This is a genomic window from Paraburkholderia sp. CHISQ3 (genome assembly GCF_030464945.1).
Classification (GTDB): domain Bacteria; phylum Pseudomonadota; class Gammaproteobacteria; order Burkholderiales; family Burkholderiaceae; genus Paraburkholderia; species Paraburkholderia megapolitana.
Genome location: NZ_JALPRG010000008.1, coordinates 130,229 through 152,175, shown reverse-complemented (window position 1 = coordinate 152,175; position 21,947 = coordinate 130,229). Strand labels below are relative to the sequence as shown.

The 21,947-nt window shown below is 64.1% G+C and carries 17 protein-coding genes; 9 read left to right on the top strand and 8 right to left on the bottom strand.

Annotated features, from left to right (window positions below; all coding sequences use genetic code 11):
• Nucleotides 1-103: 103 nt before the first annotated feature.
• Together M0D65_RS20230 and M0D65_RS20225 are read right to left on the bottom strand one after the other, a co-directional pair.
• Complete coding sequence (locus M0D65_RS20230; protein WP_091008989.1) at nt 104-403, bottom strand: H-NS family nucleoid-associated regulatory protein; 300 nt, start codon at nt 401-403, stop codon at nt 104-106.
• A 396-nt stretch (nt 404-799) separates the two neighbouring features.
• Nucleotides 800-1,462: a HugZ family protein gene (locus M0D65_RS20225; RefSeq protein WP_266254264.1), complete on the bottom strand. Its 663-nt coding sequence runs from the start codon at nt 1,460-1,462 to the stop codon at nt 800-802.
• Nucleotides 1,463-1,665: 203 nt separating this feature from the next.
• On the opposite strand from M0D65_RS20225, the gene M0D65_RS20220 reads away from it, so the two are divergent.
• The 5 genes from M0D65_RS20220 (at nt 1,666) to M0D65_RS20200 (ending at nt 11,373) form a co-directional block, all read left to right on the top strand.
• Nucleotides 1,666-2,877, top strand: coding sequence for an MFS transporter (locus M0D65_RS20220; RefSeq protein WP_091008984.1), 1,212 nt, complete (start codon nt 1,666-1,668; stop codon nt 2,875-2,877).
• Nucleotides 2,878-3,154: 277 nt separating this feature from the next.
• The gene (locus tag M0D65_RS20215) at nt 3,155-4,795 is read left to right on the top strand and encodes a collagen-like triple helix repeat-containing protein (protein ID WP_266254263.1); all 1,641 of its coding nucleotides are present in this window, start codon (nt 3,155-3,157) and stop codon (nt 4,793-4,795) included.
• Between the two features lie 339 nt (nt 4,796-5,134).
• On the top strand, nt 5,135-6,973 hold the full coding sequence (locus M0D65_RS20210) for a collagen-like triple helix repeat-containing protein (protein WP_266254262.1): 1,839 nt from the start codon (nt 5,135-5,137) through the stop codon (nt 6,971-6,973).
• A 343-nt stretch (nt 6,974-7,316) separates the two neighbouring features.
• Nucleotides 7,317-9,269, top strand: coding sequence for a collagen-like triple helix repeat-containing protein (locus M0D65_RS20205; protein ID WP_266254261.1), 1,953 nt, complete (start codon nt 7,317-7,319; stop codon nt 9,267-9,269).
• Nucleotides 9,270-9,618: 349 nt separating this feature from the next.
• Entirely contained in the window at nt 9,619-11,373 is a 1,755-nt protein-coding gene (locus M0D65_RS20200; protein ID WP_266254260.1) for a collagen-like triple helix repeat-containing protein, read from the top strand.
• A gap of 100 nt (nt 11,374-11,473) precedes the next feature.
• Here M0D65_RS20200 and M0D65_RS20195 read toward each other — a convergent pair whose 3' ends face one another.
• On the bottom strand, nt 11,474-12,481 hold the full coding sequence (locus M0D65_RS20195) for a cupin-like domain-containing protein (protein ID WP_266254259.1): 1,008 nt from the start codon (nt 12,479-12,481) through the stop codon (nt 11,474-11,476).
• A gap of 151 nt (nt 12,482-12,632) precedes the next feature.
• Nucleotides 12,633-13,778 (bottom strand): branched-chain amino acid ABC transporter substrate-binding protein, encoded by a 1,146-nt coding sequence (locus M0D65_RS20190; protein WP_091019530.1) that lies wholly within the window; start codon nt 13,776-13,778, stop codon nt 12,633-12,635.
• Nucleotides 13,779-14,386: 608 nt separating this feature from the next.
• On the opposite strand from M0D65_RS20190, the gene M0D65_RS20185 reads away from it, so the two are divergent.
• A complete protein-coding gene (locus M0D65_RS20185) occupies nt 14,387-15,085 on the top strand; it encodes a dienelactone hydrolase family protein (protein WP_266254258.1) in 699 nt (232 codons plus the stop codon).
• A gap of 7 nt (nt 15,086-15,092) precedes the next feature.
• Nucleotides 15,093-16,580 carry an amidase gene (locus tag M0D65_RS20180; protein ID WP_266254257.1) on the top strand — a complete coding sequence of 496 codons (1,488 nt, stop codon included), beginning with the start codon at nt 15,093-15,095 and terminating at the stop codon, nt 16,578-16,580.
• A gap of 54 nt (nt 16,581-16,634) precedes the next feature.
• Here the strand turns inward: M0D65_RS20180 and M0D65_RS20175 are convergent, their stop codons facing one another.
• The 3 genes from M0D65_RS20175 to M0D65_RS20165 form a co-directional block, all read right to left on the bottom strand.
• Complete coding sequence (locus M0D65_RS20175; RefSeq protein ID WP_091019523.1) at nt 16,635-16,949, bottom strand: high-potential iron-sulfur protein; 315 nt, start codon at nt 16,947-16,949, stop codon at nt 16,635-16,637.
• 142 nt (nt 16,950-17,091) lie between these two features.
• Nucleotides 17,092-18,198: an NAD(P)/FAD-dependent oxidoreductase gene (locus tag M0D65_RS20170; protein ID WP_266254256.1), complete on the bottom strand. Its 1,107-nt coding sequence runs from the start codon at nt 18,196-18,198 to the stop codon at nt 17,092-17,094.
• Between the two features lie 181 nt (nt 18,199-18,379).
• Nucleotides 18,380-19,357 carry an AAA family ATPase gene (locus M0D65_RS20165; RefSeq protein WP_266254255.1) on the bottom strand — a complete coding sequence of 326 codons (978 nt, stop codon included), beginning with the start codon at nt 19,355-19,357 and terminating at the stop codon, nt 18,380-18,382.
• A 281-nt stretch (nt 19,358-19,638) separates the two neighbouring features.
• Here M0D65_RS20165 and M0D65_RS20160 point away from each other — a divergent pair, with 281 nt between their 5' ends.
• Nucleotides 19,639-20,127 carry a hypothetical protein gene (locus tag M0D65_RS20160; protein ID WP_266254254.1) on the top strand — a complete coding sequence of 163 codons (489 nt, stop codon included), beginning with the start codon at nt 19,639-19,641 and terminating at the stop codon, nt 20,125-20,127.
• Between the two features lie 28 nt (nt 20,128-20,155).
• Nucleotides 20,156-20,953, top strand: a complete 798-nt coding sequence (locus M0D65_RS20155; RefSeq protein WP_266254253.1) for an endonuclease/exonuclease/phosphatase family protein — start codon at nt 20,156-20,158, stop codon at nt 20,951-20,953.
• A gap of 10 nt (nt 20,954-20,963) precedes the next feature.
• Here M0D65_RS20155 and M0D65_RS20150 read toward each other — a convergent pair whose 3' ends face one another.
• Nucleotides 20,964-21,941, bottom strand: coding sequence for an aldose 1-epimerase (locus M0D65_RS20150; protein ID WP_091019511.1), 978 nt, complete (start codon nt 21,939-21,941; stop codon nt 20,964-20,966).
• Nucleotides 21,942-21,947: the final 6 nt, after the last annotated feature.

Below are 21,947 nucleotides of genomic sequence, written 5' to 3'. Positions count from 1 at the left end.
TCGCAGTGCCATCCGCAGTGCAACCGACCGACGATAAAAAACCGCGCTCCTTGCGGATAACGCGGTTTTATTGATGCTTCGCACCGTGAGGTGCGAACGGGCATTATTTCTGGATAAGAAACTTCTCGCGATCCAATCCTGCGATCCACCGCGGCGGTTTGCCGCGGCCCGACCATGTACTGCCGCTATCCGGGTCGCGATACTTCGGTGCCACGCCTGCGCGCGGGCGGCCAGCCTTGGCGTGCTTGCCGCGACCGCCACCGAGTTCGGCCAGGGTAATACCGTAGTCGGTCATTTTCTGCTTGATCTCGTTCAGCACTTCGGCATATTCGCGTGCCTTGGCTTCTTCGATCTGCTTTTCCAGCTTCTCTCGCTGAGCGAGAAGGTCCTTGTAGGAAGACATAGTTTGCCTTGTGGTTTGGATAAATGGCTGCCGATCTTAAGCGGGCTTGCCGTTTGAAGGTTGTCGTGCCTCGGAATTTGCAGGCGAGATTAACACAAAATCGAAAGAGGGGAAAAGATCGCTTCCCGAAATTAATTATCTTTTGTTTCAAAGTGCTTCGACGAGTACTGAGACGATGTTAAGAAACTTTCATTTCGGTAGATTCTTCGTTCATGCAAACCGACTGCATATTTCAGATAATTGGATTATCAACTCCCAAACCATGAAAATTAATTTGCCATTTACGCCTCAACTTTTCACGGCATGAGAGTTTGTGAGCGACGAGACGCAACAAAATGGGAAATTGCTTCACTTCGGACGAAATAAACAGAATGCTCTGTCCAGTCATCGCAATATTCAGGAGAGATGTCGCTCGATACAGTCGGCCAATGCGGCATGCAACGCATCCGAATCGCATTTCGGCACATCGAACATGAAGCGGGTCCGCTCGCCGGCGATTTTCAGATCCGCGCCGTAGCGATCGACGCCCGCCAGTACCAGACTGTCGACGCGCTTCGGGTGAGCGTCGAAAAAATCGGCGAGAGCGGCTTCCTCGTCGAGGGCAAGCGGCTCGAGGGGATCGAGATCCTGTGCGTCGAGCCAGCCCATCGCGCCGAATCCTCCTATATAGCGCAGCCGGTCGACGTTCATCGTCCAGAACGAAAAGTCGCCGAGTGCCAGATAGCGGGCGGCGTCCGGGTGATAGCGCAGGTAGCGGCGCACCGACGTTTCATCGGGTTCGACCGGCTCGAACGCACCTAACAAGGTGACGCGCTGGCCGTTCAGCACGTCGCCGTCGGGCGCGTGGGCGACCAGAAACCCGGCGCGCGGATCGGCATGCAGGTTGCGCGTGTGTTCGGCGAGACGGCTCACGAGGATGGTCGGGCGATGTCGCGAATCCGGTGCAAACGGCAGGACCGACGGATACGGGAAACCTTGCGGCTCGCGCGCATGGGTGGCCAGCGTACCGACAGCGGCCTGGTGCAGCAGATGCAGCGGAGCGTGAGCGGGAATGTTCAAGTACGCGGTCCTCGGTGGGCGGAGGCGGGCGGCTTGCTGGGCCGGCCTGTTCAGACGTCCATATTAGTTCAGGCGGCTCCGCCATAAGACTCACCTGGGCAGATAGAATCTGACGTTCGCTTTCAGCGCGCTTACCTCGGGGTTTCCTCGCGGTTTCCTTTCTGTCCCGCGCGCCTGCTTCCCGCCAACGCAACGAGCTTCCCGTGTCCGATCGACCCTCCGATTTCCCCGCGCTCCCCGCCGCCCACAGCGCACTCCCCGCTGCCGAGCGCAACCGGGCCCGCAACGCCACGATGGCGTTGTTCTTCATCGCCGGGATGATGTACGCGTCGTGGGGAGTCCATGTGCCGACGGTGCGCGACCGCTTCCATCTGAATCCGGCGCTGCTCTCGTTCGCGCTGCTGGCGGTGGCGGTCGGCTCGATTGCCGCGATGGCGACCAACGGACCGTGGATCGCCCGCGTCGGCTCGCGCCGTGCGTGCTTCGCCGGCGGCCTGACGATGTCGGTGTGCGCGGCGCTGATTCTGATCGTTCCTTCTTACTGGCTGTTGCTCGTCGTGCTGGCTGTCTTCGGTATGGGCATGGCGACGCTCGATGTGGCGATGAACGCGGAAGCGAGCGCCGTCGAAATCGCGCTGGGACGCCCGATCATGTCGACGCTGCACGGTATGTTCAGCGTCGGCGGAATGGCCGGTGCGGCTGCAGGTGGGGCGCTGATGTCGCGCGGCATGGCGCCGCCCGTGCATCTCGCGCTTGCCGCGGCGGTGAGCGCACTGGTGCTGGTGGTTGCGTGTCCTTCGGTCCTGCCTCATGTGCCGCACGCCGAGCATCCGGACGCCCACACGCCGCGGGCCAACCGCTGGCGCTCGCCGGCACTGTGGGCGCTCGGCATCTTCGCGCTGATCGCACTGATCGCCGAGGGCGCGATGTACGACTGGGCGACCGTCTATATGCGCGACATCGTGATTGCGACCCCTGCGGTGGCGAGCGCGGCCTACGCCGCGTTTTCTGGCGGCATGGCCGCCGCGCGGTTCGGCGGCGACGCCGTCCGGGCGCGCTTCGGAGCGCCGCAACTGGTCATGGCGAGCGCATCGCTGGCGTTCGTCGGTATGGTCGGCGCGCTCCTGTTGCCGTATCCGGTCACGGCGCTGGCCGGCTTTACGTTGATGGGGCTGGGGCTCGCTAACATGATGCCGGTGCTTTTTGCGGCGGCCGCGCGCGTCAAGGGTATTCATGCAGCCGAAGGGCTCGCGCATGTTGCCGGGCTCGCCTATTTCGGCATGCTGCTGGGGCCGGTGATCATCGGCGGCATCGCGCAGGTAACGAGCCTGCCGATCGGGCTGTCGGTCGTCGCGCTGTGCGCGGCACTCATCGCGATAGCCGGTCCGAGGGTGCTACGGCGGCTAAAAATCTGACGGGGTAAACGCTAACGCCCTCGCGAGTCGCCGCAAATCGATCGCGCTTCGTCACGGTTACATCCCGGTTCAGGGCAGCACGCGCGTTACGTTACGCGCGGCTCAATCGAACGTTTGTTCCACACCACATCGCAGCGGCCACGACCTTGCACCGTCGCGGCTGGCGCCCGCTTTCCCTTGATGCAGCTTGCTTAGCCGGCATCGCTCGATTCCGGACGAAATTGGCATAAGGTTTGCAGTTGACTCCCCACCAAGCTCTTTACGAGGGGAGGCAAACATGAAACGCCAATTTAAAATGACAGCAGTCGCTTTTTGCGTAACTTCAATGATCGCCCTGACGGGTTGCGGCTCGGCCGTCACCAAGCCAGGGGGCATCGGCGGCGGCGGGAACGGTGGCACGACACCGACGCCCACACCGACGCCAACACCTACACCGACACCCACGCCGACGCCTACTCCGACGCCGACGCCGACGCCCACACCGACTCCGACACCCACGCCGACGCCTAGCGCCAACGCGGTCGGCAATGTCGTCCAGAAGACCAGCAACGTCATCACCGCCGCCGGCCAGACCGTTTCGGCGATTGGCAGCCAGATCGGTACCACGCCGATCCCCGGTGCCAACCCCGCGACCACTGCCGCGCTCGGCAACGTCGTCTCCAACCTCGGCGCCGGTGTCACTGCGCTCGGCACGGGCGCGGCCAATGGCCTGGGCCAGCTCGGCAAGGGTGGTAATCCGCTCGGCGTGACGCTCGCGAGTTCGGGCAACGTCGTCTACGACGCCGGCCAGGCTGTTAATAATGTCGGCCAGCTTGTTACCAGCCTTGGGACCGGACCTACCGCACCGCTGAGTCCGCTTACGACTCCGCTGGGTGGCGTGGTGTCCACCGTCGGCAATGCGGTTAGCGGTCTCGGTACCCAGCTCGGCACCGCGATCTCCACCGGGCCGATCCAGCAGGTCACGCAGGCTGTCAGCTCGGCGATCACGCCGATTACCTCGACCGTCTCGGCGACCACTCAAACGATTGGCGATGCGACCGGTCTGGGCGCGCCGCTCAACGGTCTGCTCTCGACCATCGGCCATGGTCTGGATTCCGCCGGCAGCACGATCAGCGGAGCAACCGGCAATCCGATCGGTCAGAACCTCGGCAACATCGTCACCAAGGTCGGCGACACCGTTACCTCTGCGGGCGGTCTGCTAACCGCCGGGGGCACGGGCTCGAGCAATCCGCTCGGGCCGCTCACCGGACTGCTCGGTTCGCTGCCCGGTACGCTTACTGGCGGTCTGGGTGGCCTGGGTGGACTCGGCGGTTCCGGTACGGGTACGGGCTCCGGCTCTGGCGGTCCGCTGGCGCCTGTCACCGGGCTGCTCAACACGGTCACCGGAGCTGTTACTGGTGCGCTCGGCGGCAGCACCGGGCCCCTCGCGCCGGTTACCGGGTTGCTTACCAGCGTCACGGGAAGTTTGACTGGCGTGCTGGGCGGCATCGGCGGAACCGGTACTTCGGGATCGAATCCGCTTGCTCCTGTTACCGGGTTGCTCGGTACGGTCACCGGTGCGCTCGGCGGCGTAGCGGGCGGAGCTGGCGGTTCGGGCTCGAATCCGCTGGCGCCGGTTACCGGACTGCTCGGATCTGTCACGGGAGCGCTCGGCGGCGTAGCGGGCGGCAGTTCGGGTTCGAATCCGCTGGCGCCTGTCACCGGGCTGCTCGGGTCCGTGACCGGAGCGGTCAGTGGGGCAACGGGTGGATCGACAGGCGGCTCGAGCGGGACGGGTAGCTCGGCGGGTCTGGGCGGTCTGCTCGCGCCGGTCACCGGTCTGCTCACCTCGCTCACGGGCGGGCTGACCGGCGGCTCATCGTCATCCGGCGGTCTGCTCGGCGGACTTGGCTCGCTCGCCAGTACACCTAAGAAATAACAACAACGTCTCATCATCTCAGGGAGTGCGGCGGACCGATAACACGGTCCGCCGTTTTTTTTGTGCTGTGCTGACTGTCGAGTTGTGCCGAAGCCCGGCGGCTCTGCGTGGCGGACATCGTGCTGATCAGGCATGCGAGGTCGCTTCGCGTTACGTTACGCACCGCGTGTGGGGGTGCCTGTTCCGTGACACATCGAAGCCGGCGCTCAACGCTCTCGAACCATTGCGATCCCTTTCCCTTTATTCCACAGGCTTTGGCGGTTTGTGGCGCTTGCCGGAGAAATTGGCATAGCGCTTGCAGTTGACCCCCTATCGGTTTATTTCCGAGGGGAAAAAAGCATGAATCGCCAATTCAAAATGACGACGATCGCAATGTGCGTATCGTCACTGATCGCGCTCTCAGGGTGCGGATCGACTGTTACTAAACCGCTGGGAAGTGGCTCCGGTGGCGGAATCATCGGCACCGGCGGTGGAGGTGGTGGTACGGGTACCGGCGGTGGCGGGACGGGTACTGGCGGTGGTGGTGGGAAGACGCCGACACCGACACCGACACCGACACCGACACCGACTCCTACTCCGACGCCGACGCCCACTCCGACGCCGACGCCTACCCCGACGCCGACGCCTACCCCGACGCCGACGCCTACCCCGACGCCGACGCCTACCCCGACGCCGACGCCGACACCTACCCCGACGCCGACGCCTACCCCGACGCCGACGCCTACTCCGACGCCAACGCCGACGCCGACGCCTACCCCGACGCCAACGCCGACGCCTACGCCTACGCCTACGCCTACGCCTAACGCCAACGCCATCGGCAACGTCGTCCAGAACACCGGCAACATCGTCACCGCGACGGGCCAAACCGTCTCCGCGATCGGCGGCCAGATCGGTCTCACGCCGATTCCGGGCGGCAACCCCGCGACGACCGCTGCGCTCGGCAACGTCGTCTCCAACCTCGGCGCCGGTGTCACTGCGCTCGGCAATGGAACGGCCAACGGCCTCGGCCAGCTCGGCAAGGCTACCGACCCGCTCGGCATCACCCTCGCGAGCTCAGGCAATGTCGTCTACGACGCCGGCCAGGCCGTCAACAACGTCGGGCAGCTGGTCACGAGCCTCGGCACTGGACCTACCGCACCGCTCAGTCCGCTCACCACGCCGCTCGGTGGGCTCGTCTCTGCAGTGGGCAACGCCGTCAGCGGTATCGGTACGCAGCTCGGTACCGCGATCTCGACCGGACCGATCCAGCAGGTCACACAGACTGTCAGCTCGGTGATCACACCGATCACCTCGACTGTTTCGGCGACCACTCAGGCCATCGGTGACACGACTGGTCTCGGCGCGCCGCTCAATGGTCTGCTCTCGACCATCGGTCATGGTCTCGATGCCGCAGGCGCGCAGATCAGTGGAGCCACGGGCAATCCGATCGGCCAGAACCTGGGCAACGTCGTCACCAAGCTCGGCGACACGGTTACCTCGGCAGGTGGTCTGCTCACCTCGGGAGGTACGGGCTCGGGCAATCCGCTTGCGCCGCTCACCGGACTGCTCACCTCGCTGCCTGGCACGCTTACCGGCGCGCTCGGTGGTCTGGGCGGTCTGGGCGGTGGACTCGGCGGATCGGGTTCTGGCTCAGGCGGTGGACCGCTCGCGCCTGTGACCGGCCTGCTCAACACCGTCACCGGAACGCTTACCGGTGCGCTCGGTGGCAGCACGGGACCGCTCGCCCCTGTCACCGGCTTGCTCACCAACGTCACCGGGACGTTGACCGGCGTACTGGGTGGCCTCGGTGGAGCGACTGGCGGCACCGGCGGGACCGGGTCAAATCCGCTGGCACCTGTCACCGGTCTGCTTGGATCCGTGACCGGCGCACTCGGTGGTGCAACCGGCGGAACGGGAAGCTCAGGCTCGAACCCGCTCGCCCCTGTCACCGGTCTGCTCGGGTCTGTGACCGGTGCACTCGGTGGCGCAACGGGTGGTTCGACCGGCGGCTCAGGCGGCACGGGAGGTTCAAGTGGAACGGGTGGGTCCAGCAGCTCCGGCGGTCTGGGCGCTCTGCTTTCACCAGTCACGGGTCTGCTCAACTCGCTCACCGGCGGACTGACCGGCGGCTCGGGTTCCTCGACTTCCGGCGGACTGCTCGGCGGACTCGGCGCATCGACTACGCCACCCAAGAAATAACGACAGCAGCTCAACACGCCAGGGAGTACGGCGGACCGGTCACCCGGTCCGCCGTTTTTCTTTAGGGCTGCACCGACCGTCCCGCGGCACTCGCGGCCCATTCGCCCTGTATGACCGATACCGCATTCGCCGGCGATACAAGGCCGCTTCGCGTTACGTTACGCACCGCCTATGCGAGCGCCTGTTCCACGACACATTGAGACTGGCAAGCTCCATCGACGGACTGTCGCGATCCCTTTCCGTTGATTCCATTGGCCTCGGCGGTTTGTACCGGTTGCTGGAGAGATTGGCATAGCACTTGCAGTTGACTCCTCCACTAGATTCTTTACGAGGGGAGGCCAACATGAATCGCCAATTCAAAATGACGACGATCGCAATGTGTGTATCGTCACTGATCGCGCTGGCAGGCTGCGGATCGACCGTTACTAAACCGCTGGGCAGTGGCTCCGGTGGCGGAACCATCGGCACCGGTGGTGGTACAGGTACCGGCGGTGGCGGGACGGGTACTGGCGGTGGTGGTGGGAAGACGCCTACTCCGACGCCTACTCCGACGCCGACGCCGACGCCGACACCTACCCCGACGCCTACTCCTACCCCGACACCGACTCCTACCCCGACACCGACACCGACACCGACACCGACACCGACACCGACGCCGACGCCGACGCCGACGCCCACACCGACGCCGACGCCTACCCCGACGCCGACTCCGACACCGACGCCTACTCCGACACCGACGCCTACTCCGACGCCGACGCCGACGCCGACGCCGACACCGACGCCGACTCCGACGCCGACGCCGACTCCGACTCCGACTCCGACTCCGACACCGACGCCTACTCCGACGCCGACGCCCACGCCGACGCCGACGCCTACCCCAACGCCGACGCCCACGCCGACGCCGACGCCTACCCCGACGCCAACGCCGACGCCTACGCCTACGCCTAACGCCAACGCTATCGGCAACGTCGTCCAGAACACCGGCAACATCGTCACCGCGACTGGCCAGACGGTCTCCGCGATCGGCGGTCAGATCGGACTCACGCCGATTCCGGGCGGCAACCCCGCGACGACCGCTGCGCTCGGCAACGTCGTCTCCAACCTCGGCGCCGGTGTCACTGCGCTCGGCAATGGAACGGCCAACGGCCTCGGCCAGCTCGGCAAGGCTACCGACCCGCTCGGCATCACCCTCGCGAGCTCAGGCAATGTCGTCTACGACGCCGGCCAGGCCGTCAACAACGTCGGGCAGCTGGTCACGAGCCTCGGCACTGGACCTACCGCACCGCTCAGTCCGCTCACCACGCCACTCGGTGGGCTCGTCTCTGCAGTGGGTAACGCCGTCAGCGGTATCGGTACGCAGCTCGGTACCGCGATCTCGACCGGACCGATCCAGCAGGTCACACAGACTGTCAGCTCGGTGATCACACCGATCACCTCGACTGTTTCGGCAACCACTCAGGCCATCGGTGACACGACTGGTCTCGGCGCGCCGCTCAATGGTCTGCTCTCGACCATCGGTCATGGTCTCGATGCCGCAGGCGCGCAGATCAGTGGAGCCACGGGCAATCCGATCGGCCAGAACCTGGGCAACGTCGTCACCAAGCTCGGCGACACGGTTACCTCGGCAGGTGGTCTGCTCACCTCGGGAGGTACGGGCTCGGGCAATCCGCTTGCGCCGCTCACCGGCCTGCTCACCTCGCTGCCTGGCACGCTTACCGGCGCGCTCGGTGGTCTGGGCGGTGGACTCGGCGGATCGGGTTCTGGCTCAGGCGGTGGACCGCTCGCGCCTGTGACCGGCCTGCTCAACACCGTGACCGGAACGCTCACAGGTGCGCTCGGTGGCAGCACGGGACCGCTTGCGCCTGTCACCGGCTTGCTTACCAACGTCACCGGGACATTGACCGGTGTACTGGGTGGCCTCGGTGGAGCGACTGGCGGCACCGGCGGGACCGGGTCGAATCCGCTGGCACCTGTCACCGGGTTGCTTGGATCTGTGACCGGTGCACTCGGCGGTGCAACCGGCGGAACGGGAAGCTCAGGCTCGAACCCGCTCGCCCCTGTCACCGGTCTGCTCGGGTCTGTGACCGGCGCACTCGGTGGCGCAACGGGTGGTTCGACCGGCAGCTCAGGCGGAACAGGCGGCTCAAGTGGTTCGGGCGGCCTGGGTGGTCTGCTGTCACCGGTTACCGGGTTGCTCAATTCGCTCACCGGCGGACTGACCGGCGGCTCGGGCTCCTCGACTTCCGGTGGACTGCTCGGTGGACTCGGATCGCTCGGCACGACGCCGAAGAAATAACGGCAACGTATCAACACATCAGGAAGCAAGGCGGACCGGTCACCCGGTCCGCTTTTTTTCGAGCGTCGCTGATTGCTCTGCGGCGCTAAAGCTCGACAGTTCCAGTTCTGCATGACAAGGCAACGGCCGCATTCCCCAGGGACGCGAAACCGTTGCGCGTTACGTTACGCATCGCATACACGGCGGCCTGTTCCACGACACATCGCGGCCGGCGAGCCGCATCGACGGACTGTCGCGATCTCTTTCCGTTGATTCCATTGGCCTCGGCGGTTTGTACCGGTTGCTGGAGAGGTTGGCATAGCGCTTGCAGTTGACTTCTCCACTAGATTCTTTACGAGGGGAGCCCAACATGAATCGCCAAATCAAAATGACGACGATCGCAATGTGTGTATCGTCACTGATCGCGCTGACAGGCTGCGGATCGACCGTTACTAAACCAGGTGGTGCGGGAAGTGGCTCCGGTGGCGGAACCATCGGCACCGGAGGTGGGGGTGGAGGCGGAGGAACGCCTACGCCTACTCCGACGCCTACGCCTACGCCTACTCCGACACCCACGCCGACGCCGACGCCGACGCCTACGCCCACTCCGACGCCGACACCCACCCCGACGCCAACCCCGACGCCGACGCCTACTCCGACGCCCACACCGACACCGACACCGACACCGACGCCTACTCCGACTCCGACGCCGACTCCTACGCCGACGCCGACGCCCACACCGACTCCGACGCCCACACCGACACCTAGCGCCAACGCCATCGGCACCGTCGTCCAGAAGACCGGCAACATCGTCACCGCGACTGGCCAGACGGTTTCCGCGATCGGTAGCCAGATCGGACTCACGCCGATTCCTGGCGGCAACCCCGCGACGACCGCTGCGCTCGGCAACGTCGTCTCTAACCTCGGCGCCGGCGTGACCGCGCTCGGCAACGGAACGGCGAACGGCCTCGGCCAGCTCGGCAAGGCCACCGACCCGCTCGGCATCACCCTCGCCAGTTCAGGCAATGTCGTCTATGACGCCGGACAGGCCGTCAACAACGTTGGACAACTGGTCACGAGCCTCGGTACTGGACCTACCGCACCGCTGAGCCCGCTCACGACTCCGCTCGGTGGCGTTGTATCGACCATCGGCAATGCCGTCAGCGGTCTCGGTACACAGCTTGGCACAGCGATCTCCACCGGGCCGATCCAGCAGGTCACGCAGGCTGTCAGCTCGGCGATCACGCCGATTACCTCGACCGTCTCGGCGACCACCCAAACGATCGGCGATGCGACCGGCCTGGGCGCACCGCTCAACGGCCTGCTCTCGACCATCGGCCATGGTCTGGACTCCGCCGGCAGTGCGATCAGCGGAGCGACCGGCAATCCGATCGGTCAGAACCTCGGCAACATCGTCACCAAGGTCGGCGACACCGTCACCTCGGCAGGTGGCTTGCTGACCTCTGGAAGCGCGAGCTCGGGCAATCCGCTTGCGCCGCTCACCGGCCTGCTCACCTCACTGCCTGGCACGCTTACCGGCACGCTCGGCGGGCTGGGTGGTCTGGGCGGTGGACTCGGCGGATCGGGTTCTGGCTCAGGCGGTGGACCGCTCGCGCCTGTGACCGGCCTGCTCAACACCGTCACCGGAACACTCACCGGCGCACTGGGCGGCAGCACGGGTCCGCTCGCGCCTGTCACCGGTCTGCTCACTAACGTCACCGGAAGTTTGACTGGCGTGCTAGGCGGTCTCGGTGGGGCTACCGGAGGAACCGGCGGGACCGGTTCGAATCCGCTGGCACCTGTCACCGGTCTGCTTGGATCCGTGACCGGCGCACTCGGTGGTGCGACCGGCGGAACGGGAAGCTCAGGCTCGAACCCGCTCGCCCCTGTCACCGGTCTGCTCGGGTCTGTGACCGGCGCACTCGGTGGCGCAACGGGCGCAACGACCGGTGGCTCAGGCGGAACAGGCGGCTCAAGCGGCTCGGGCGGCCTGGGCGGTCTGCTCGCACCGGTGACCGGCCTGCTCAATTCGCTCACCGGCGGACTGACCGGCGGCTCGAGTACTTCGTCGTCCGGCGGCCTGCTCGGCGGACTCGGTTCGCTCGGCACGACGCCGAAGAAATAACGGCAACGTATCAACACTGCAGAAAGCACGGCGGACCGCTAACAACGGTCCGCCGTTTTCTTGAAGCGTCGCTATCGCCCAGCCAGACCCGCTACGCGACTCACAGCTCGTGATACGTCTCGTACGTCCTGCCGAAGTCATTGCGTTCGAGGAAGTTCGTGAACGTCATCGTGACCGACGCGTCCAGCCCTTCGACGTAGTGCCACCAGCCGATCGGCAGGAACAACAGATCGCCGGGCTCGAGCGTGCATTCGATCAGCTGCGCGTTCTGCAATGCCGGGAAACGTGTGAAGTCGACCGCGCTGCCGTCCACCTGCGAGTAGCAATGCAGATGGTTGTACATATGCGGCGTATCGCACAGCGGCACCAGCTTCACCTGCTTGCGGCCGATCACCTGCGCCATGAAGTTGTTGGTCAGATCGTGATGGAACGGCGTCTTCGTACCGGCCGGCCCAAACCAGAAAAAGCCCTTATCCGGCGACTCCGCATCGAGATACGCGCGAATCGGCTCGACGTCCGACCATAAGTCCACCAACGCTTCACGATTGTGCGAGTTGTTGTTCGCCGTCATGTAGAAGTCGTTGGTGCGGCCGCTGCGCTCGATCAGATCGACGTAGTCGCGAAAGCGCATCATGCGCTTGAGCTTCGGTTGATTGACCTCGTAGTTGGCATCGGCTTCGCGGCCGAACTGCACCTCGACCTCGCAATCGCCACAACGCTCGCGGAAGTAGTCGAAGCTCCACTTCGTGCGCGCGGGCCACGTATCGAACGTGCCGGTGATGATCACCGGCCGGTTCTGAAAGTAGTACTGCTCGAAGAATTCGTCGTGGGTCAATTTCTCGCGGCGCTCCACCGTGCCGCCATTCGCGCGCAGCCGGTTCAGCGTGCCGTACACCGACAGCATCCATTCGCGTTTGCGCAAACGATTGCGCAGTCGCGTACTGCCTAGCAGATAGGGACTCGCCAGCGCGGCTTGTACCTCGCGCGCGGCGTCTTCCGCGGCGAAGTCGTGTGAAACGAGCGCGGCCTGAAGTGCATCGGGCGGAACGTCGAGCAACAGGTTCTCGGCAATCCACCGACGCCATTCGTCGTCGATCGGACGTGTCATTGCAGCCTCTCAGTCAGGTTGTTGTTCTGACGATAGCGTCTCACGCCGCCCACCAAAAGAAAAGGCACCCGGGGGTTTAACCCGGGTGCCTTTTTCGTGCTGCTTCGATGCCGTGCGACAGGTTCGACCCGCCGCCCGGCAACGTCGGGAATTACATCTTCACGACGTCAAGCACGGACTTCTTGCCGTTCTTGTAGTTGTACAGCGAGATCACGCCGTGCTGCAGGTCGCCTTTCGAATCGAACGTCGTTTCGCCAATCACGCCCTTGTAGTCGGTCGCAGGCATTGCTGCCAGGATCTTTGCCGGATCGGTCGAGTTAGCACGCTTCATTGCATCGACGATGATGTACACAGCGTCATACGTGAACGGTGCGTAGATCTGGATCGGCTGGCCGAAACGCTTTTCGTACTTCGCTTCGAACGCCTTGCCGCCCGCCATCTTTTCGAGCGCCATACCGGCTTCCGAGCAGACGATGTTGTCGGTAGCGTCGCCGGCGAGATCGGACAGCTTGTCGGTACACACACCGTCGCCTGCCAGCACCTTCGAGCGCAGGCCGAGCTGCTTGGCCTGTTTAGCGAACGGACCGCCGGTGGCATCCATACCGCCGTACATGATCGCGTCGGGGTTTTCGCCCTTGATCTTCGTCAGAATCGCGCGGAAGTCGACGGCCTTGTCGTTGGTCGCGTCATGCGACATCACGTTCAAGCCGAGCGCCTTGGCTTTCTTCTCGAATTCGTTCGCGAGGCCCTGGCCATACGCGGTCGAATCGTCGACGATCGCGACGCTCTTCACCTTCAACTGGTTTGCTGCGTAGTTCGCGAGTGCCGGACCTTGCTGCGCATCGGTCGCGACCACGCGGTACGTCGTCTTGAAGCCCTGTTGCGTGTAAGCCGGGTTCGTTGCCGACGGCGAGATCTGCACGATGCCTGCATCGCTATAGATCTTCGATGCCGGAATCGAGGTACCGGAGTTCAGGTGGCCCACCACGGCGACGACCTTGTCGTCGACGAGCTTCTGTGCAACCTGAGTACCGGTGCGCGGGTCAGCTGCGTCGTCTTGTGCGTCGAGTTGCAGCGTGACCTTCTGGCCGCCGATCGTGAGCCCCTTCGCGTTGATTTCTTCTACCGCGAGGCGTGCACCGTTTTCGTTGTCCTTGCCCAGGTGGGCAATGCCGCCGGTCAGCGGTGCGACGTGACCGATCTTGACGACCTCGTCCGCCACCGCGGTCGTTGCCATCGTAGCGAACAGCATGGCCGCAGCGCTGATCGGCAACAGCTTTTGAAGCTTGATATTCATGTAAGTCTCCAGTTTCGGTCCCATAAGCAACGTAATCGCCCTGTGCCCCCGCTCCATCCCTGCTTGTCCCGTGGACGATCACGCCGGATGCATCGTTCATGCACTTGGCCAGCACGTGTGTCGACCTGTTTGTGACAGGTGCCTACCCGTACTTGCGCGCAAGTGTAGGCGATCAAATTAATTTAGGGGATTTTTTTGGGAAACTGGGATCACTACCAATAGCGCTTATTCGATAAGAGCCCTCGTAGAAACCCCAGTGATACACGGAAAGCACCAGCCCATGCGGGTTTCCGCCAGGTACCCGGTGCGCCGGATGCTCCGCCAACAGTCCAGCTAAAGATAGAGACGACAATACCGTTAATAGTTTGAATAGCCATTGCAAACACAAGAACAATTGATGAAAACGAGCGCGTGAGTGCGGTGCACTTCAATGGCGGGATGCCGGGATGTCCACAGTGCCAAAAAACGAATAATCGAGATCGTTTCAATCCGCTTACGGGCACGACGGAGCGCATCGCGATCGGCCGGGCGCCCGCACTGCAAGCCTGTTCTTTTGATGGCACACTGACCAGCCCCGACATCAACCGCTTTTGTTCCAGGAGAACAGTGTGAGCACGACTTCGCGATGGATCGACATTCCGGCCGGCGCCGACAGCTTCGAAGGTTATCTGGCGCTGCCGCAGAGCGGCAAGGGACCGGCGGTCATCATCATTCAGGAAATTTTCGGCGTGAACAGCCACATCCGCACGGTCGCCGATCAGTACGCGGCCGACGGCTATGTCGCGTTTGCGCCGGACATCTTCTGGCGCACGCAACCGCGCGTCGAGCTGACTTACGCCGGCTCGGACCGCGATAAAGGTATCGAGCTGATGCAGAAGACCGATGTCGGTCTCGCGGTCGCCGATATCGGCGCAAGCGCTGCGGCGCTGCGCGCGCGGCCTGAAGTGACCGGCAAGATTGCGGCGATCGGCTATTGCTTCGGCGGCCGGCTCGCCTACCTCGCAGCAGCGCAGGGCACGGTCGACGCAGCGGTCGCGTATTACGGCGGCGGCATCCAGAACGCGCTCGACGAAGCGCCGAAGATCAAGGTACCGATGCTGTTCCACTACGCCGAACTCGATCACGGCATTCCGTTGTCGGCGGTCGGTGAAGTGAAAGAGCGTTTCGCCGGTCGCGACGACGCCGAATTCCATGTGTATGCCGGCGCGGACCACGGCTTCAACTGTACCGACCGCGCGTCGTACAACCAGCACGCGTCGGCGCTTGCGCATGGCCGCACGCTGACGTTCCTCGGCGAACGGCTGTAAAGCACGCGTGCAAGCGGACTACCTCGCGCACGACGCAACCGGCCTCGCCGAACTGATCCGCACGCGCGAAGCCAGCGCGCGCGAGTTGCTCGACATCGCCATCGCGCGTGCCGAGGCAGTCAATCCGGCGATCAATGCGATCGTCCTGAAGGACTACGACGCGGCGCGTCAGCGCGCCGCGCGCCTTGAGGCGAATGGCACCGGGCAGGGGCCGCTCGCCGGCGTGCCGTATCTGATGAAGGATCTCGGTGCGGCGATGGCGGGCTTGCGTCTGTCGATGGGTAGCCGCCACTTTCGCCACTACGTTCCCACCGAAGACGCACCAATCGTCGCGCTCTCGAAAGCGGCCGGTCTGAACATCTTCGGCAAGACGAACACGCCGGAACTCGGCCAGATGCCGTACACGGAACCCGAACTATTCGGGCCGTGCCGCAACCCGTGGAGTCTCGATCACACGCCGGGCGGATCGAGCGGTGGAGCGGCGGCAGCGGTAGCCGCGGGCATCGTGCCGCTTGCGCATGCGGCAGATGGCGGCGGTTCGATCCGCATCCCGGCATCGTGCTGCGGGTTGTTCGGACTGAAGCCGTCGCGTGGCCGCACGCCTGGAGCAGGCGATCCGCTGCCCGGCGACATGGGCATCGATCACGCAATCTCTCGCAGCGTGCGCGACAGCGCACTGCTACTCGATCTCACGTCGGGCAACGCGCACCTGCCGACAGGTGCGCCCGGCACGTTCGTCGGCGCGCTGAAGGAACCGGTCAAGCCGCTGCATATCGGCTATCTGACCGAAGCGATGTTCGCGCCCGCGCTATCTGGCGATGTGCGCGCCTCGCTCGACGACGCCGCGCAACTGGCTGCATCGCTGGGACACCATATCGAGCCGGTTTCATCCGGCGTCGATTTCATCGCCGCACGCGATGCGTTCCTCGCAGTGTGGTCGGTGATCGCAGAAGATGCCGTACTGCATGCCGAAAGTGTCTCCGGTCATAAACCGCTGAAAGCGGACTTTGAAATCGCCACGTGGGCGATGGCGCACATCGGTCGCAAGTTCGGCGCGCGCACACTGTCCGGCGCACTCGAGACACAACGTCTCATCACCGCCCGGGTCACCGATCTGCTGTCGCGTTACGACGTGATCCTGTGCGCGACGCTCGCATCCGCGCCGATCAGGATCGGCGAGATGAAACCAACGTCGTGGGAGCGTATGCAGATGCGCGCAGTCACGGCGCTACCGCTCGAACCGCTGATGCGCAAACTGCTCACCGAAGCATCGAACAAGGCGTTTGCGTGGGCCGGTTGCACGGAGCTGTTCAATATGACCGGGCACCCTGCCATGTCGGTGCCGCTGTACTGGAATGCGCGCGGGTTGCCAGTCGGCGTGCAGTTCGCGGCGCGCGCGGGCGCTGAAGCGATGTTGTTGCAGCTGGCGGCACAACTGGAAGCGGCGCGCCCGTGGTTCGACCGGCGGCCGCCGTTAATGCCTGCGCGTGGGTGAACCTGTCGCGGTTCCGCATTCACGCCACGCGCAGCCAGCGCTGCTCCGCTGGAATCAGGCCTTCTTGTTATAGGCGCTGCACCAACCCTTGCTGGACACCTGCTTGCCGCCGAACATCGGACAGGCACCCCAGGGGTCGGCGGCCTTGCCCTGGTAGAAGCTGCAGTTGCCGCAATCCTGGCCGGCGGCGTACTTCGCATACTTCGCCTTGTCGACCTTGGTGGCGTCTTCCTTGTAGCCGAGCGCCTGCGCGGTCGGATCGGCTTCGGTCACCTTTGCGGCATCGGCTGCGAACGCCTGGCGGGACAGCGCGAGCGTCGACGCAACGCCGATGCTCGTAATCAAAAACGTACGACGGGATGACTTCATGGGGACTCACTCCATTCTTATTGAACTGACGCCGTTCTGACGACGACGCTCCCCAAGCATAGCAACGAAGCGCCCGTGCGTGCTCGCTCAAATGACAGAGATAAACGAATCGCTACTGCGACACGCGAGCGCAGGCACGCGGTTATGCGTAGCCGGTAAGTTCGCAGACGCGCTGCGCGATTGCTAGCGATGCCGTCAATCCCGGCGACTCGATTCCGAACAGATTGACGAGCCCCCGCACACCGTGCGCGGCCGGTCCCTGAATCAGGAAGTCGGCGGCGGGTTCGCCCGGGCCGGAGAGTTTCGGCCGGATGCCGGCATAGGCCGGTTGAAGCGCCGCATCGGGCAGTGCGGGCCAGTACGCGCGGATCGCAGCATAGAACGAGTCCGCTCGATGCGGATCGACGTCGTAACCGATCGCGTCGACCCATTCGACATCGGGACCGAAGCGTGCCTGGCCGCCGAGATCGATGGTCAGATGCACGCCGAGTCCCGCATCGTTTGGCATCGGATAGATGAGGCGGCTAAACGGCGCGTGACCCGACACGCTGAAGTAGCTGCCGCGCGCGAGAAATAGCGGCGGCACATGTCGCGCATCGAGCCCGCGGATGCTGCGCGCCAGTGCGTTCGCGTACAACCCTGCGCTGTTCACGACGCAGGCGGCGCTGATTGTGGTCGGTGCCGCGCCGCCCACTTTGACGATGAACCGCCCGTTGCTGGCTTCGATTGATTCGACCGGCGCATGAAACGCGCACACCGCGCCGTCGCGTTCCGCATCGCCCTGCAGCGCAAGCATCAACTGATGGCTGTCGACGATCCCCGTTTGCGGCGAAAACACCGCCGCGACACAGTGCAGCGCCGGTTCGAGCGCCTGCGCTTCCGCGCCACTGATCCGCAGCAGATCGAGCACGCCGTTTTCCTTGCCGCGCGCCGCAATGCTTTCGAGCTGTGGAATCTGGTTAGGCGAAGTTGCAACGAGCAACTTGCCGCATCGCTGATGCGGTACGCCGCGTGCCGCGCAATATTCGTAGAGCAGTTCGCGACCATGCACACACAGCGACGCTTTTAGCGAACCGCGCGGATAGTACAGCCCCGCATGGATCACTTCGCTGTTACGCGAACTGGTGCCGACGCCGATCGCTTCCGCCGCTTCGACAACGATCACTTCGCGTCCGCGCGCCGCCAGCGCGCGCGCCACGGCGAGGCCTACTACGCCCGCGCCGATCACTACACATTCGATCTGATCCATGGGTCTCGCAGCGGCGCTACGCGCCGCGCTTCGTCTCGCTCGGTTGCTGCCTGGCTGCTGGATGGAAACAGGGTGTGGTCACGAGCGACACAAACGCGCTACAACGCGCCGTGTGTCGCCGCGAACCTCATCCGCATTTGTCGAAATTGTACGACGCGGAACAAAAGAGACGCAGAAGCGTTCAGAATCCGATCGGCTTGCGACGCGTGCCGTAGTCGAGACGAATGTCGTCGGGTTCGATCTGCTCGTGACCGGCAATCCGCGCCGCGCCGAATCCGTTGAGGATCGCGCGGCGCATTTCGCGCGGCGACGCCTGGGTCAGCGCGTCGAGCGTCCGATCATCGAGTTGCGTCGGAAAACGCACGCCCCAACCGTGCGCGGTGCGAATTTCATCGTAGATCGCCTGCGCGATGCGGCGCGCGCCGTCGCGATCGGGCGGCGGAATCTCGTACACGTTCATGCGGTTCAGGATTGGCTCGGGAATCGCGCGTTCATCGTTTGCCGTCGCGATCCAGATCACGTGGCCCGCGTTGATCGGCACTTCGGCAAATTCGTCGATGAAGGTCTGCGCCGTATCGTGTTCGAGCAAGGCGTACAACGCGCCGAGCGGATCGTATTGCGAATCGCCGGTAGCCTTGTCGATTTCATCGACTACGATGACCGGGTTTGCGTAGCTGCCGTGCACGAGCGCCTCGAACACCTTGCCCGGTTTTGCGTTCTTCCATTGCGACGATGCACCTGACAGTATCCAGCCTGCGGTGAGCGAACTCATCGCGATGTAGTGATAGGCAGTGCCCAGCAGTCGCGCGAGATGCTTCGCAAAATGCGTCTTGCCGATGCCGGGGTCGCCGAGCAGCAGGATCGGCATCAGCTCGAGCCGGTCCTCGGTTTCGATGCACAGCGCGACCTGGCGGCGCACATCGTCGAGCGGTTCTTCGAAGTTCGGCAGCGCGCCGATCAGATCGTCGATCGATGGCATCCGGTTCGGCTTGACGCAGAAGCGTAGGTTACCGATCTTCAGCATCTTCTCGTACGTCGTGCGCAACGCGTCGTTCGCACCATCGCCAAGCTCGTTCAGCGCGGTCTCGATCCGGTCGAGATCGTAGACCTTGCTGAACGACGCCACGGCGATTTCCTGCTTGATCATGGCTGTCGTCATCGTTCACCCCGTCGTGCTGGACCCGCCGGTGCGGCATTTTTGCGCACCGTTATAAGTCAGTGTAGCGATGCACAATCTGCACGCAAGCGAGCAGCCGCATGGGTTTGCTGCTAACAGGCACAGCGCATGCTCTAGCTGGGTGATGCGAATTCCCGACATCAGCTGAAATGCACTCTTGCAGAACCCGTCGCGCGATTGGCTGTCAGAGAACCGTTATTGCCATAAGGCGTAAGATGGGCGCCTGTTCCATCGGCAGAATTCAGGCGCCGGAGATCGTTCTCATGTGGAAAACCAGTATCGTCGCCGTGCTGTTCGGCACTGCGTTGCTCGCTCATGCGCAGGAGTCTGCGCAGCCGGTCGTGCAATGGCAGTTGCAGGTGATGCGCGACGGCCAGCAGATCGACGCATTCGACGGTACAACGACCGTCGGCCAGGCGCGCACGGACACGCATCATCATGTCGTGCAACACAACGTCGGCTGCAAGGATCAACCGGGTGGCAGCATCGATCTGTCGCGCACGCTCACCGTGTCGCCGACCCAGGCCGACGCGAACACGGTGACGCTCGCCATCGACGCACAGGAAACCCTCGAAGACGACAACGCGCAGCAAACCAGCGAAGGCTGCAAGCTGCCGCCGCAACCGCGCGTCGTGAACGCCAGTCATCCCGGCCTGCAGGTCAAGACTGGTGAATGGACTACATGGACGATCGTCGACAAGAGTCCGACGCTCGCCTACCGGGTACGCGCGAGTCTCGCGAACCACTCATGACATCGACAAAAGACGTGGACAACGCGGCATGCGAAACCCCGAGGATCTGATTCGCGACATCGCGCAGCCGAAAGACTTCATTGCGGTGAGCTGGAACCTGCACAAGGGTCGCTCGCCGCTCGGCTTCCAGGCATGGCAGGCGATGCAGCGCTGGGTACAGTCGACTCACGCCGATGCGTATTTCCTGCAGGAAGCGATGGCGCGGCGCATGCCGGCGCCCGTGCTGTCTAGCACGTTCGGCGCGCCGCTCACCGATCCAGCCGACGATGTCTGGCACTGCCAGGCCACCGAAATCGCCCGCGCGCTCGAACTCGAAATCGCGCTCGGGCCGAATGTGTTCAAGCCGTCATGGCGGCACGGCAATGCGATCCTGTCGCCGCATCCGCTCGACCTCGGCGGACGTTGGGACATTTCCGCGCATCGTTTCGAGCGGCGCGGCCTGCTGGTTGCGCGTGCAACGTTCGCGGGTCACTCGGTGACGCTGCTGTGCGCACATCTTGCGCTCACGCGCGCGGCGCGGCTGCGGCAGATGAACTGGATCGCACACTGGATCTCGAAGGAAGCACCGAGTGGGCCGCTCGTACTGGCCGGCGATTTCAACGACTGGCGCAACGACTCGGTGCCGCTGTTCGGCGAGCACGGGTTGCATGAAGTTGCCACGTTGCTGGGCGAGCCAGGGCGAACGTTCCCGGCGTTTTCGCCGGCGCTCGCGCTCGACAAGATGTTCGTGCGCGACATGAAACCGATCGAATGGATTCCGCCGGCCCAGGAAACGGCGTGGCTGTCGGATCATCTTCCGTATATGGCGCGCTTGCAGGTCGGTTGAACCCGGCTCATCAGAAACGCTGCGGCGTCCACACGATGCGCGCGGTAATCGCTTCACCTGGCATCAGCACCTGGCCGCCTGCGTGCTCGGGTGTCTCACCTGCGTTGAACGAGTCGGTCGTGTTCGTCACCGGCTCGACGCACAGCAAATCTTCGTTCGCCGGAGCGAACACCACCAGATGATCGAATGGCGCTTCGGCCGTGAGCGTGAGGCGCCGGCGCTCGTCGGTCCACGTCACGATCGCCTCGTGCGCCCAGCCCGCAAAATTATTGTCGAGATCGAACGCATCGGCGGACATGCCGTGGCGCAATGCATCGACGGCCGGGTGCGGGCCCAGATGCGTCGGCAACACGTCGCGGTCCGCGTGCCACATCGCCTGCACCTGCGCATGCACCTGCGTGTTCGGTGTGCGCGGGTAATACGGGTGATGACCCATACCGAACGGCATCGGCCGATCGGAGCGGTTGTGCGCGCTCAACGTCAGATGCAGCGCGCCGCCGATCAACTCGATACGCTGCTGCGCGTCGTAGCGAAACGGCCAGTCGCCGCGACGCCGGACGTCCGGCACGTGTTCGAAATGCAGTTCGAGCGCGCTCGGTGTGCGCGTACCGACCCGCCACGCGCGACGCCAGGCGTGACCATGCAACGCGTGCGGAAAGCGATTGCCGTCGCCGGCGAGGTCGACCGTGCGCCCCTCGAATTCGAAACGCGCATCGCGAATGCGGTTACAGTACGGAAACAGTGGGAAGCTGCCCATTTGCAGCGGATCACCGGCGTTAAGCGCAGATTGCGTCGCTGGCCGGAACCAATGTAACGGGCCGGCAGTCGAGACATCGTAGTACGACGCAATCGAGCCACCGATATGTGGTGCCACCGTCAACCGTGTGTCGCCGCTCGCCAGTTCGATCAAGGCGGCGTCGGCGTGCGGCGCGCGGGACGGCGCGGCGCGGGGAACAGATACGGCGGTACTCGAAGATGCGTCGCGCATGGTCGG